The organism is Thalassospira sp. UBA4513, from assembly GCF_002388495.1.
Taxonomy (GTDB): Bacteria; Pseudomonadota; Alphaproteobacteria; order Rhodospirillales; family Thalassospiraceae; genus Thalassospira; species Thalassospira tepidiphila.
Genome location: NZ_DGMR01000032.1, coordinates 167,661 through 181,078, shown reverse-complemented (window position 1 = coordinate 181,078; position 13,418 = coordinate 167,661). Strand labels below are relative to the sequence as shown.

At 54.1% G+C, this 13,418-nt stretch carries 11 protein-coding genes; 5 read left to right on the top strand and 6 right to left on the bottom strand.

The annotated features are described in order from the left end of the window. Positions 1–34 precede the first annotated feature (34 nt). Complete coding sequence (glnA, locus tag B2T33_RS13610) at positions 35–1,444, top strand: type I glutamate--ammonia ligase (RefSeq protein WP_008890688.1); 1,410 nt, start codon at positions 35–37, stop codon at positions 1,442–1,444. A gap of 145 nt (positions 1,445–1,589) precedes the next feature. Next, positions 1,590–3,353: a tetratricopeptide repeat-containing sulfotransferase family protein gene (locus B2T33_RS13605; protein ID WP_286792314.1), complete on the top strand. Its 1,764-nt coding sequence runs from the start codon at positions 1,590–1,592 to the stop codon at positions 3,351–3,353. Positions 3,354–3,395: 42 nt separating this feature from the next. Here B2T33_RS13605 and B2T33_RS13600 read toward each other — a convergent pair whose 3' ends face one another. Beyond that, entirely contained in the window at positions 3,396–5,051 is a 1,656-nt protein-coding gene (locus tag B2T33_RS13600; RefSeq protein WP_252724100.1) for a diguanylate cyclase domain-containing protein, read from the bottom strand. A gap of 181 nt (positions 5,052–5,232) precedes the next feature. After that, positions 5,233–5,565, bottom strand: a complete 333-nt coding sequence (locus tag B2T33_RS13595) for a hypothetical protein (protein ID WP_008890686.1) — start codon at positions 5,563–5,565, stop codon at positions 5,233–5,235. Between the two features lie 199 nt (positions 5,566–5,764). On the opposite strand from B2T33_RS13595, the gene B2T33_RS13590 reads away from it, so the two are divergent. The 3 genes from B2T33_RS13590 (at position 5,765) to B2T33_RS13580 (ending at position 8,554) form a co-directional block, all read left to right on the top strand. After that, positions 5,765–6,169, top strand: coding sequence for an OsmC family protein (locus tag B2T33_RS13590; protein WP_063088127.1), 405 nt, complete (start codon positions 5,765–5,767; stop codon positions 6,167–6,169). 152 nt (positions 6,170–6,321) lie between these two features. Continuing rightward, positions 6,322–7,617, top strand: coding sequence for an alpha/beta hydrolase (locus B2T33_RS13585; RefSeq protein ID WP_286792313.1), 1,296 nt, complete (start codon positions 6,322–6,324; stop codon positions 7,615–7,617). A 16-nt stretch (positions 7,618–7,633) separates the two neighbouring features. Further along, positions 7,634–8,554 (top strand): alpha/beta fold hydrolase, encoded by a 921-nt coding sequence (locus tag B2T33_RS13580; protein ID WP_197147267.1) that lies wholly within the window; start codon positions 7,634–7,636, stop codon positions 8,552–8,554. Between the two features lie 40 nt (positions 8,555–8,594). Here the strand turns inward: B2T33_RS13580 and B2T33_RS13575 are convergent, their stop codons facing one another. The 4 genes from B2T33_RS13575 to B2T33_RS13560 form a co-directional block, all read right to left on the bottom strand. Then, positions 8,595–9,569, bottom strand: a complete 975-nt coding sequence (locus tag B2T33_RS13575) for an adenosine deaminase (protein ID WP_197147266.1) — start codon at positions 9,567–9,569, stop codon at positions 8,595–8,597. A gap of 68 nt (positions 9,570–9,637) precedes the next feature. Further along, positions 9,638–10,966 (bottom strand): tetratricopeptide repeat-containing sulfotransferase family protein, encoded by a 1,329-nt coding sequence (locus B2T33_RS13570; RefSeq protein ID WP_197147265.1) that lies wholly within the window; start codon positions 10,964–10,966, stop codon positions 9,638–9,640. A 591-nt stretch (positions 10,967–11,557) separates the two neighbouring features. Beyond that, entirely contained in the window at positions 11,558–12,454 is an 897-nt protein-coding gene (locus tag B2T33_RS13565; protein WP_197147264.1) for a DMT family transporter, read from the bottom strand. 113 nt (positions 12,455–12,567) lie between these two features. Beyond that, entirely contained in the window at positions 12,568–13,344 is a 777-nt protein-coding gene (locus B2T33_RS13560) for an AraC family transcriptional regulator (RefSeq protein WP_252724099.1), read from the bottom strand. Between the last annotated feature and the right edge of the window lie 74 nt (positions 13,345–13,418).

Below are 13,418 nucleotides of genomic sequence, written 5' to 3'. Positions count from 1 at the left end.
CGGTAACTGTTTATGAGTTTTAAAGGGTTGCATCATGTCTGACGCTGCTTCTGTACTTAATCTGATCAAAGAAAAAGGCATCCAGTTTGTCGATCTGCGCTTTACCGATACCAAAGGTAAATGGCAGCACACCGCACAGGATATCTGCACCATCGACGAAGACGTCTTTGTTGACGGCATCATGTTCGACGGTTCGTCGATCTCCGGTTGGAAAGAAATCAACGAATCCGACATGATCCTGATGCCGGATCCGTCGACCGCCGTTGTTGATCCGTTCACCGCGCAGCCGACCCTGATCCTTGTTTGTGACGTTATCGAACCGGCCACCGGCCAGGGTTACGAGCGTTGCCCGCGTTCGACCGCGAAACGCGCACTTGCATACATGAAGTCCGCTGGTATCGGCGACACCGCATATTTCGGCGCAGAGCCGGAATTCTTCATGTTCGACGACGTTCGTTGGAGCACCTCGCAGGAGAGCATGGCCTATGCGCTTGACTCCGAAGAAGGTCCGTACAACACCGGCACCGAATTCGAAGGCGGCAACCGAGGCCACCGTCCGGGTCCGAAGGGTGGTTACTTCCCGGTACCGCCGGTTGACTCGGCAAACGACATCCGTGCCGAAATGGTCAACTACATCAACGAAATGGGCGTGCGTTGCGAAAAGCACCACCACGAAGTTGCTCCGTCGCAGCACGAACTGGGTATCGCGTTCGGCACCCTGATCGAACATGCTGACGCGGTTCAGGTTTACAAATACTGCATCCACATGGTTGCTCACCAGTATGGCAAAACCGCAACCTTCATGCCGAAACCGATCTTCGGTGACAACGGCTCGGGCATGCACACCCACCAGTCGATCTGGCACGAAGGCAAGCCGCTGTTTGCTGGCAATGGCTATGCTGACCTTTCTGAAACCGCTCTGTACTACATCGGCGGTATCATCAAGCACGCCAAAGCTCTGAACGCTTTCACCAACCCGACGACCAACTCTTACAAGCGTCTGGTCCCGGGCTTCGAAGCACCGGTTCTGCTGGCATATTCTGCACGCAACCGTTCTGCTTCCTGCCGTATCCCGTACACCGCGTCTCCGAAAGGCAAACGCGTTGAGATCCGCTTCCCGGATGCCCTTGCCAACCCGTATCTCGCATTCTCTGCAATGCTGATGGCTGGCCTTGACGGTATCGAGAACAAGATCCACCCAGGCGAAGCAATGGACAAAAACCTCTATGACCTTCCGCCGGAAGAGCTCAAAGAAGTTCCGACCGTTTGCCGTTCGCTGCACGAAGCTCTCGACAGCCTCGACGCAGACCGCGAATTCCTGAAAAAAGGCGATGTGATGACCGACGACCTGATCGACGCATACATCGCCCTGAAAATGGAAGAAGTCGTTCGCTTCGAACAGGCTCCGCACCCGGTCGAATTCGACATGTACTACAGCGGTTAATCTTCCATCCGGAAGACAATGCTTACGCGAAACGCCCGGCCAATCGGCCGGGCGTTTTTCGTTTCACCGTCCAGCCCTAACAGTTTGCTTACCCCTTTGCCGCTAAGCTTGACCTCACCTTTCGCATCGGGATTAAATCAGCTTCATGACCAAGCCAGCATCACCATCGAGTTTCGCCGAAAAGCGCAACCGTCAAAAGGCTGACAAACTGATCCAAGCCGCGCAAAGCGCCCTTGCATCAGGCAACGCCGCAGATGCCAAGGCACGCGCGCAGCAGGCGATGTCAACCGCGCCAGGCTACGGTCCCGCCTTGATGATGATGGCTCAGATCCATCGCGCAACGGGCAATCTGAACGAAGCCGCACAGTTACTGCAATCCGCCTGCAATCTGCCTGACAGTAAAATTGACTATTTCCGTGAACTTGCCGGCATTTTTGCCAGTGCAGGCCGGTATGATCTCGTTCAGCAAATCCTGTTTGCCGCGATCCGGAAATTCCCGACACATGGGCAGACCTACAGCGACCTTGGCGTTTACCTTATTCAGAGCGAACACATCACCCAAGGCATCACAATCCTTGAAAAGGCCGTCAGCTTCAGCCCCGATAACTGGCAGGCATTGAACAATCTTGGGGCAGCACTGCTTAAGGTCGGGCGCGAAAAAGAAGCACTTGAATACCTTGCCCGCGCAGAAGAGATCGGCCCGGATGATCCGGAACGCCGAACGAGCAATCTGCTACAACTTGGTGAAGCAAAACGTCACATGGGCGATCTGGAAGGTGCGCAGGAATGCTTCCGGAAAGTCATCGCCCAAAACCCTAAATCAGGGCGTGCTTGGCATGATCTGGCCGATGTCATGAAGTTCGAGCCCGACAGTCCCGAAATCAAGATGATGGTCGATATCCTCAACGATGCTGACTTCGTGCTGCAAAAGGTTGATCGGGAGATGATCGGCTTTGCACTTGGCAAGGCCTATATCGACAGCAAAGACCCAAAGCAGGCTATCCACCATCTTGATGCCGCCAATGCGCTGCGCCGTCAGGACTTCGCCGAAAATACACCGACGCAAAAGGCCTATGATTCAAAAATTGCCTGCGGGCGGGTGCGCGCGATTGCCGATTATTTTCCGGCTGAGTTATTCAAAGACCTGCCGCAACACGACGACAACGGTCCAGCTCATACCTTTATCGTTGGTATGCCGCGCTGTGGCAGCACGCTGACCGAACAAATTCTTGGCAGTCATCCAGAAACATTGGCGACGGGTGAGTTGCGGACATTCCCGAAATTCAAGGATCGCCTGTTTGGCACGCTTTTCCCCAGTCAGCCGGAAGACCATGACAAAATCGGCAATTCTGCGCTGCTCGCGGAACTCGCGAAATCCTATCGCGAAGAAGTCAACGCGATGTATCCGCCGACCCCGGCGACAAAGCTGATCATCGACAAGATGCTGGGGAACTTTTCCTGGGTTGGGTTGATACTGGCTTCCGTGCCGGGTGCCAAGATCATTCATTGTCGCCGCAATCCGGTCGATACGTGTCTGTCTTGCTATTCCAAGCGGTTTGCCAATTTGCAGGTCTATACCTGCAACCAGACAGAACTTGGCGAGTTTTATCGCGCCTATGAGGACCTGATGGCGCATTGGCGCGCCGTCCTGCCAAAGGATCGGTTTATCGAGATCAATTACGAAGATCTGGTCACCAATATCGAACCCGAAGCCCGCAGGCTGATCGACTTTCTCGGCCTGCCTTGGGATGACGCGATGCTGGATTTCCACAAGACAGAGCGCTCGGTCCGGACTGCGAGTGCGGCACAGGTCCGACAGGGCCTTTATCAGACCAGTGTTGAACGCTGGAAACCGTATGCACCCTATATCAAACCGCTCTTGAAAGCCCTGGGCATTAAACCCGATTGAACCAAGCGCGCTGATACTTCGTGGAAAAGAATTCCCGTCGGCTCAGTCGTCAGTATGCAGATCGGGTTCCATATCCGGGGTATAGAGGCGATACTGCGCTTTGCCTGCCGCCTTGGCTTCATACATTGCCTTGTCGGCCCGGCGGAGTTGCTCGCTCATATCGCAATTGCCGCCATCGAACACAGCCAAGCCGATCGAGGCGGAAATATCGCAATCATGTCCTTCCCAGACAAATGGACGGCTCATTTCGGCAAGAATGGCTTCGGCGGCCTCCGCCATTTCCTTCTCAGCGCCCTTGTTCAAGAACAGCAAGGTAAACTCGTCCCCACCAAGGCGTGCCACCTCCTCTGCACGGCGGGCTGCACGTTTCAGGCGTTTGCCGGTTTCAACAAGTACCCAGTCCCCGGCGGCATGACCTTGTGTGTCGTTCAGCTGTTTGAAACCATCAAGATCAAGGATAAAGATCGCGGCGGGCGTATCGGTTCCGCGCAATACGGTTTCACACTGATCAAGTTTCTGCATGAAGCGCGCACGGTTAGCCAACCCGGTCAGCTCATCATTATTGGCCTTGTTCTGCAATTCGCGCGCGGCATGCTTTTGCTTGGTGATGTCGCTGGTCCACCAAAGCACGCTTTCCTCCCCCTGGAACGAAAGCGGTTCGATCGATGTTTTAAGCCAGCGTGCCTCGGGCATATCAGATCGGCGCAACCGGATCTCGACGTCCTGAAGTTCGCCCAGCGCATCCATATCCTCAAGCGACTTCTCGCGATAACGTTCGGAAAGAAGAATGGAATCCGTTGCTTTGCTTTCGTCTTCAATTCCGAGCATTTTGGAAAATGTGCTGTTGAAGAATTTGAAAACGCCGCTTTCCCGGTTGGAAATCCCGACCCCGATCGGTGCACTTTCAAGCAGCCCGGTCAGACGCTGGGATGCCTCGGCGACCTCGGCCTGCGCCTTCTTAAGGCTGGTCACGTCAATCAATGACCCGATGGTGCCCGCAATCGCGCCACTTGGGCCCCTGAGGGTGGCGGCGGCAAACAGGGCCGTGCATTCCTTGTCATCAATCGCAAAGGTAATCTCGTCACGTACCTGCCCCTCGGCATCGCGTAATGGGGCTTCGAGTTCACCGACGGTTTTGGCAAGTGATTTGGGCGCGAAATCCGCCATTCTCTTGCCAATTGCCGTTTCGACATCCGTACCAAACAGTTCGGCAAAGGCGCCGTTGCAACGAGTCAGAACCCCTTCGCGGTTTTTGAGATAAACCGGGGTTGGCAAAACATCGATCAGGTGCTGAATGAACGTCTTGTGTTCTGACAGTGCCTTGGCAAGTTCCTGGGCCCGCCCGGCATCACGTAACACCAGCGCGAATGTTCCGGACGGTCCGACATCGCAATGCCAGTTAAACGGCGTTTTGCCCAGACGAAAGGCCGGAAGTTCGGCATGTTTGCCCGACGAAATCGATGCAAGGGCGTTGCGAACTGCTGCTACCGCGTCGCCATCGGTAAATTCACCGTTTTTGGCAAGATAGGCCAGAAGCTGTTTGACCTCTGTGCCTTTACGCAAAACAGATTTTGCATCGCCAAGCTGCTTTTCCGCAGCCGCGTTGACATAGACGACGGTAAGGCCGTCCGGATCCAGAAAAATAAGACTGTCGCGTGACAACGCCGCAGTTGCCACAACATCCGCACTGACTGACAAGACACCCGGCGCGCTGCAAAACAGCGCTCTCCCTTTATTCGTGTTTTATGTGATGTCCCAGATCAGACCTTTTAAGACGGCCTTGTGTATTTATATGCGCAACCCATTGCATATACTGGAGAATAAGTCATTATTTTTTTGAATAGCAGGACATCAAACACGGGTGCAGGTCAGAATATCGTTATTTTTTCGCCGGAAGATCGATGTAACCGCGATCAATGCAGTGTTCGAGTTCCTTGGCGACGGCCAGCATTTCCTGAAAGCTCTCTCTCAGATGCTTGAGCTTTGCCAACTCGTCCACTGTCGGGTGTTCCTCTGCGCGATCATCGCAAAGATGAAAGGCAAATTTCAGATAATCCGCCCGAAGCCGTGCAACGGTGATCATCAGCGGCACGGCATTTTCAACCGACATATCCGGAATGGCCGGGCTGATGATTTCGTGATTGATCTCACGCAGGACATGCTCCATGCCCATCATGAAACGGCTTTTGCTGCGCGTCGGATCCTCTGTCATGACTGATACTCCTGCACCATAGGGATCTGAATAATTACACCAGTATCCATCCGGAAAGTAAAAACTCCTATAACAACTTACCACTCATGGTCGCATTTCCGACCACAGCCCGGCAGACTTTCCATGATCGCACCTTGCAGGTAAGCGCAAGGCGGGCTAGAGGTTAAGATAACAATTGTTCACATATGGGAATGCGAAGATGGAAGCGCGTGTAAAGTGGCTTGAAAACCTGACCTTCACCGGAATGAGTGGTACCGGACATGGTGTCGTCATGGATGGCGACAGGGATAACGGATTTGGCCCGAGCCCGATGGAGATGCTTCTGCTTGGTATCGGTGGCTGTTCGTCGATTGACGTTGTTCATATCCTCAAAAAGGGTCGTGAAAACGTCCTTGATGTTGAAACAGACGTTAAGGCCGAACGCGCAGAAACCGACCCGAAAGTCTTCACCAAAATCCACCTGCACTTCAAGGTAAAGGGTGAAAACCTTAATGAAACAAAGGTCGGCCGCGCCGTCGAACTTTCGGCAGAAAAATACTGCTCGGCATCGATCATGCTGTCAAAGGCCGCAGAGGTCACCCACAGCTGGGAACTGGTGGAATAATCCGGTTACTCATAGCGGCGATATTGATGAAAAAGCGATCTGTTCCCAGATCGCTTTTTTGTTTCTCGCACCATGCGACTTCCCGCGTTAACATCTTCTGACAAAAATAGAAAAACCACGTCCAATCCCGGGAACCGAACGGAGCAATCATCATGGGTACGTCCCGCATATTTCAGACTGGTTTGGCATCCCTTGCCCTGCTGGGACTTTTGACGACAGGTGCCTGCGCAAAGTCAGCCGACCCGCTTTCACCATCCGGTGCCGCAATTGCTCCGCCCGCTGAAGGACTGCCGTTTGAAGATTATGTCCGCTCCACACGCCAGCAACTCCGCGACGTCCTTGCCGCGACGCGATTTGCGCATGAAGAAAAACCGTTTGGCATTCATACCCTTGATCAGGTTGTCGATATGCGTGCACCTTTCGCACTTGGACCGGTGAGCAACACCTGCACCACCGACGAAACCGACCGGACGCAGGGAAATGGTGTTGGCTTCCTGATGGTACATGGCCTGACCGACAGCCCTTATTGGTTAAGTGACATCCGTGATGATCTGCGCCAACGTTTTCCCTGTGCAACGTTTCACGGTGTTCTTCTTCCGGGGCATGGCACGGTGCCGGGTGACTTGCTTGATGTCGAATATGAAGACTGGCTTGAAACCGTTCGTTTCGGCATGAACAGCTTTGGGGATGAGATCGATCACATCATCCCGATGGGCTTTTCGACCGGGGCCGCCTTGATTGGGCGAGTCTATAGCGAACAACAGGCAAACAGTGATTTGGTCAGTGCGCTTATTATGCTGTCGCCCGGTCTTGCCGCCAAAAGCGAACAGGCCTGGCTTACCCCCTATGTCCGATATGTCAAAGACTGGGTCGGTCAGGGCGGGAATAATGATCCGGGCAAATATGGTTCGATGGCCATGAACGCAGCAGCGGAGTTTTATTTGCTGACCAAGCCCTTTGGCCATGGAAAGTTGGCCGATTTCGATGTGCCGGTTTTCGGCGTTGTCAGTTCGGACGATCAGACCATCAACCCCGACCTGATGCGTGACTTCTTCTGCAACAAGGTTAAAAGCCCGCAAAAACACCTGATCTGGTATCAAGGCAAAATTGACCCGCCGACTAGCAGCGCAAATTGTGACGACATTGAAATTGTCCGCTCGGAAGACGACGAGATGCGCACACTCAACCATGCCCACACCGCAATTACCATGAGCCCCAAGGACCCCATTTATGGCCTTGATGGCGCGGTCCCCGATTGCGGGCATTATGATGTCGAAACTGCCCGCTCAAACTGCCAGTCCGGCACCGATGTTCTGTATGGTGAACGCAATCTTTTTGACGACGCGCCCCCCGGCACAATGCGCCGTGGCACATTCAATCCCGATTTCCCGGGTATGATGGACAAAATGGCCGCCTTTATCGCAAAGGCAATCACCGAACAGGACTAGGAACTGAAGCCGCCCCATGACTTTTGCGACCGACATTTTCCAAACACCGGACGGGATACATCTGCGCTTTGGTGTTCAGACGCCCGAAAACGCGCGCCAGCATGTCCTGATCCTGCAGGGGCGCGGGGAGTATATTGAACGCTATCAGGAAACGGCGGACGAGCTTGCCGAACGTGGTTTTGGCTGTGTAACTTTTGATTTTCGCGGCCACGGTGGCTCGTCCCGCGCAACGAATGATCCGGTCATGGGGTATGTCCATGATGTTGCGCAATATATCGCCGATACACGCCATGTTATTGACCATGTCAAAAACGTCTACGGGATTTCCTGCCCGCTTCTGATAACGCACTCGACCGGCGGGCTGGTTGCGATGGCGATGATGCTCGATCAACCGGATCTGTGGGAAAGCGTGGTGATGGTCGCGCCATTTTTTGGACTGGGCGGCCCTGACTGGTTGTCATTGGCGGCGCAATTTGTCGCCGACAGTATGTGTCGGTATGGATTTGACAAACAGTACCTGCCTGGTCAACGCAAACTAAGCCCGCTTGCCGGGTTTGAGGCTGAAAACATTCTGACTTCCGATCCGGTCCGCTATGCGCGAAATGTTGCCATCTTGCAAAACAGTCCGAACCTTGTGGTTGGTGGCGTTTCTGCCGGCTGGCTTGATGCCTGTTTCAAGGCGCAAGCATCGCTGACCACCCGGATCGAACAGATGAAGTCCGGCACACGGTCCCTGCCCCCCATCACCATTGTTCTGGCCGGGAACGATCAGGTTGTTTCCAACCAGACGACGGAAGATCTGTTTGGCAACGTACCGTCGATCACCATCGCGGAGATCCCCGAAGCCCGCCACGAAATTCTTCAGGAACGTGACATTTATCGAAACAGGTTCTGGCAATTTTTTGATGCGCACATCGCACGCACCCAAAAAAAGTGAACCCGGGAGACGTGGGCGGTGATTTGAATGCGTTTTGACCCTAAAGCTTTGCCAGAAGTTTCGCCTTGGTCGCATCATCAACAAAGGCTGCTTCGATGGCGGTGCGGGTCAAACCACCAAGCTCTTCGGGGCTAAAACCAAACACCTCCTCGGCACGCTGATATTCGGCTGCAAGCGAGGTAAAGAAAAACGGCGGATCGTCAGAGCCAAGGGTCACCTTGACCCCCGCATCGTAGAATTTGCGCAAGGGGTGGGATGTGTAATCCGGGAACACCGAAAGCGCGATATTCGATCCCGGACACACTTCCAGAACGATATCGCGCTTGGCCAGTGTTTCGACCAGTTTGGGGTCTTCGATGGACCGCACCCCATGCCCGATCCGCGTCACAGGAAGTTTTTCAATCGCATCCCAGACACTTTGCGGTCCTTCGACCTCCCCGGCATGGGTGGTGCAGCCAAGACCGGCATCGCGGGCGATCTTGAACGCCGGATAGAAATCTTCCTGCGTGAACATGCTTTCATTGCCGCCCATGCCAAAACCGACAATGTAAGGGTGACGACAATCAACCGTTTCACGCGCGACCTTGACCGCAACATCCGGCCCAATGTGGCGCACACAGGTCATGACAATCCGGCCGATGATCCCGGTTTCCTTTTCAGCACGGTCAATACCATCAACGACTGCCTCAAGATGCGCGTCAAACGACAGTCCGCAACTGGCCGCATGGGTCGGCGAACAGAAAAGCTCGACATAAAGCGTGCCGACCTTTGCCTGCTCGACCAGATAGGAACAGGTCAGGTCGGAATAATCCTGCTTGGTGCGGATGGCGGCACTCGCTTTGTCAAAACTGTTGAGGAACTCGGGAAAATCACGCCAAATATAACGATCCTGCGCATCATAGATATCACCCGGCAATGTCAGACCATTGCGCTTGGCAAAGCTGCGGACAAGCGATGGTGTCATCGCCCCTTCAAGATGCAGGTGCAGTTCTGCCTTTGGAATGGTCGTGCTCATCGCGGTGCTCCCGGTTTGTCGGCATCATCTTATAACCGATACCTTCTAACCCAAACCAACCCGCTTGGTCACGCAGCAACCGCACGACGCGATGATTTGCGCGCAGCACTCCTTTGCTGAACGTACGGATCATCGGCCAAGGATGCCAACGGCCCGATAAACGGCTCAAACCGTTGCCATTTCTCAACGGAGTCCTGATTGATCGGGCGACGAACCTGGATCATGCTGGCCGTCGCAGCAACTTTGCCGGCACGATAAAATTCAAGACATCCCGGATGCCAATCCAGTCCGCAATGGGCCAAATAATCCTGTGCAACAGCTTCCGGATCAGACACCAGATCTTCGTACGAAAGATCATACAACTGGCCATTTTGATCTGCTTCAAAACTGGCATTCATCAGACCGACATAGCCGCGGTAGTAATCGGCCAATTCCCCCAGATCGTCGGAATAGCGCATCGGGATTGAAAACGGTGTTGTGTAGATTGAAAGACAGGTCGCAAGTGGATGACGATGGGTGTGAATGATTGGCGCATCAGGAAAAACGCGCCGGATCATCTCAACACGCAGGAAATTGGCCGGTGTCTTGTTGGTGACAAACCGCTTTTCGGGCGCATAGGCCTTAAGTGCCGCAAGATACTGTTGGCGAATTTTCTTCGCTGCCTTGGCATCGATGCGCGCCAATTGATCAGAAATCTGGCCACGTCCGACAACATCAATCACCGCCTTGGCAAAATCGCCGATTTCGCCGGCGGCATGCACATCGGGATGGGCGCCAAGAATACGCTCGGTCAGGGTTGTTCCGGATCGCGGCATCCCGACGATGAAGATCGGGCGCGGGCCATCTTCGTTTTCTGAGCTGACATCTTCCAGAACCGGGACCGATCCCGCCATATCACGCAAACGTGCAAGTTCCCTGAGTTCGCGCGGCATATCAAACGGCCGCTCCGACCGGTTTGCACTATGCCCCAACCGATAGAAATCAAAGGCCTCTTTCATGTTGCCTTTCATCTCCTCGATCTTTGCCCGCGCAAAGGCCGCCTTGTAACGCTCCCCTTTTGCGATATCCGCCTTATCAAGCATTGCATCAAGAACACCACTCGCACCTTCGGGCATGGATTGCGGGCGCATAAAGGAAATGATCAGGTATGGCTGGGCACTGAAGGAAGGATCCAGTTCAATGATTCGATGGCAGGCCGCAACAGCCTTTTCAGCCTCACCCGCCAAGGCATATGAAGATGCCAACAACATTCGGACTGACATGTTTTCGGCGTTGCGTGCGACATACTCTTCAAGCAAATCAAATGCCTGTGCATGCTGCTCCTGATGCAGATAAATGCGTGCGAGCAAAGACTGACTATCTTCAAACTTGGGGTTTTCAGGGGTGATAGCACGCAAAATTTCAATCGCTTCCGACAAGCTTGGCGCTACGCTTAGGCCCGGACTCTTGTAAACCTCTGCTTGGAATAATACGTCGGCCAACACATAGGGCAACAAATCGTTCTGCGGCGCAGCATGAATACGCTTTCTGACTGCGGCTTCCAATGAGCCAAAGTCATTTGCCTGATATGCATATCGAAGAAAATTTTGGGCCACGGGGCCCCAGTACCGATCATCCAGCGAGAGAGAATTAAACAGTTTCTTCAATCGTCTACCAGCGTTCGCAAGATAACTACCTTGCAACTCGCTGACTGCTGTCATGATTTCGATATCTGTTCTTTTCGGATGCAAACGCAACAGCCGCGCACCGATTTTGGCCGCCCTGTCAAATTGGCCGACTGACATTGCCTGCTTCATTTCGTGCGCAATGTCTTTATTTGACTGCGTCATTCATCTGTCCTTGGATGCGTAATTGTTGTTCTACGCCCCCTCCCCAAGTACAGAGCGACTATAGGTCATTTACAGGATAGTGCACAGCACAAACATTGATGAATTTACGTAAAATCACGTAAACGTGACCAATATGTGACACAGGATTTGGCTATCGACTCACTCAACGGGAAGTTGGTGCTTGTCCTTGGGCGACTTCAAGCTTGCTGACGCCAGAACAGCGCCGCCAACGATCAAGGTGCATCCAGCGATAATAGCCGGCGTTGCAATCGCCTTGCCGAACGCAATCAACAAGCAGGTGCTGAGCAACGGCGCGCCATAGGCCAGAACACCGAGTATCTGAATATCACCGTGTTTGGTGCCATGGTCCCAGACGAAGAATGCGGCCCCGACCGGCCCCAGTCCGAGCCCGAGAATAGCAAGCCATTGTCTGGCATTAGGCATTACCCAGTCTTCGATCATAGCATGCGTAACAAGGCCAAGAATGGCGGCACCTGCGCAAAACCCGCAGACTGCCCCCACCGGAACATTGCGATAGCGCCGGTTCACGACAGAATACCCTGACCACAGCAATGAACAGATAATTGCCGCCCCGTATCCCAGCGCGAATGCCGGATCAAAGGTCAGGGCTTGCCCCTTCCCCACCAGAAGAACGGCACCAAACACCCCCAGAACAGCACCCCCGATATGCTGCCATTTCAGGCGTTCGCCGGGCAAAAGTGCGGAAAACAAAACAATCAGCAGCGGCCAGAGATAGGCAATCAGGCTGGCTTCGACCGCAGGCGCGTTTGCCAGCGCGACAAAATAGAAAAAGTGATAGCCAAACAGCCCCACCACACCAAGCGCCCAGGCACCAAGCGGTTGACGCAAGGCCCGAACCACATCACCACCGCGGAACGTGATCCAGAGCGCACTGAAAATGCTCGCAATACCAAAGCACAAACTGACCAGTTGAAACGGCGGGATGTCGGCCACTTCGGTCGTGAACAGGGCAAGCATGGCCCAAAGAATTACGGCAACCGAACCGATCAAGGTTGCCTTACGTTTTTCATTCATCGCGCCCATCCGAGTTTGCTGATTATGCAAACTGGAAGATGCACCTGTTTGACGATCCGGTCTTTGCCCAAACTCCGGAAGTTTGCGACAAGGACCTGGTGGGAAGTATAGCCCTAAAAGCCCGCCGGATCGCGGCGGACCGACCTGGGCGCGCAGCCAAACCGGCGGGAAAACGCACGTGAAAAGGCGCTTTGATCGGCAAACCCGACCGCATTTGCCAGATCGGACATCGAAAGGCGAATTTCGGGATCACGCAAAAGCGCCATGGCCATTTGCAGGCGTTGCTCGGTTAGCCAACGCATCGGGCTTGTCCCGACATGTTTTTGGAAGGCACTAAACAGGCTGCTCTCCGATTGGGCGGCAATGGTTGCCAAATCACTAATCGTGATGTCTTCGCCCAACCGGGCCTCCGCCCATGCCATGGCACGGACGAGCCGTGATGGCAGTGCGGCCATGCCAAAGGCATTCCCGCCACGGCTCTGACGGCTGCGCAATAAAAGCGTTTTCAGGCAATCGAGCATATCTGTCTGGGATTCTTGATCGTGTAGCGGTGCAATAGCCTGCAACAGCGCGACTAATCCCCTCTGATGCCCCAGTCCCACTTCAAGATACGTCGCAGCACTGCCATGGCGATGCCAAAGTGCCTCAAGACCGGTGCGATGGGCCAGATCGGCGTCGACATCAAGCACAAGGAAGCGGTTTAGCCCCTCCGCACGATAGGCATGGGTTTTGCCCGCCTCGACAAAGGCCAGTTGGCGACCGCACACCTCACCCCCACGCCCTTCGACCTCCATCTCAAGCTTGCCGAGCTCGGAGATGATGATCTGATGGAAATCGCCGTGGCTGTGGCTTTGTGCTTCGGGGCGGTATTGCCGCATGCTGTACTGCATCGGATCCTCCGTCTCGCAGAATGACGGGCAAAGTTTATCAGTGCTTTTCGCAATGATAAATCCTTTCGCGCAGC

Excerpts from the sequence above, each read along its gene's own strand:
- glnA (WP_008890688.1), top strand. The coding sequence starts at position 35 with ATGTCTGACGCTGCTTCTGTACTTAATCTGATCAAAGAAAAAGGCATC.
- B2T33_RS13605 (WP_286792314.1), top strand. The coding sequence starts at position 1,590 with ATGACCAAGCCAGCATCACCATCGAGTTTCGCCGAAAAGCGCAACCGT.
- B2T33_RS13595 (WP_008890686.1), bottom strand. The coding sequence starts at position 5,565 with ATGACAGAGGATCCGACGCGCAGCAAAAGCCGTTTCATGATGGGCATG.
- B2T33_RS13590 (WP_063088127.1), top strand. The coding sequence starts at position 5,765 with ATGGAAGCGCGTGTAAAGTGGCTTGAAAACCTGACCTTCACCGGAATG.
- B2T33_RS13585 (WP_286792313.1), top strand. The coding sequence starts at position 6,322 with ATGGGTACGTCCCGCATATTTCAGACTGGTTTGGCATCCCTTGCCCTG.
- B2T33_RS13580 (WP_197147267.1), top strand. The coding sequence starts at position 7,634 with ATGACTTTTGCGACCGACATTTTCCAAACACCGGACGGGATACATCTG.
- B2T33_RS13575 (WP_197147266.1), bottom strand. The coding sequence starts at position 9,569 with ATGAGCACGACCATTCCAAAGGCAGAACTGCACCTGCATCTTGAAGGG.
- B2T33_RS13565 (WP_197147264.1), bottom strand. The coding sequence starts at position 12,454 with ATGAATGAAAAACGTAAGGCAACCTTGATCGGTTCGGTTGCCGTAATT.
- B2T33_RS13560 (WP_252724099.1), bottom strand. The coding sequence starts at position 13,344 with ATGCAGTACAGCATGCGGCAATACCGCCCCGAAGCACAAAGCCACAGC.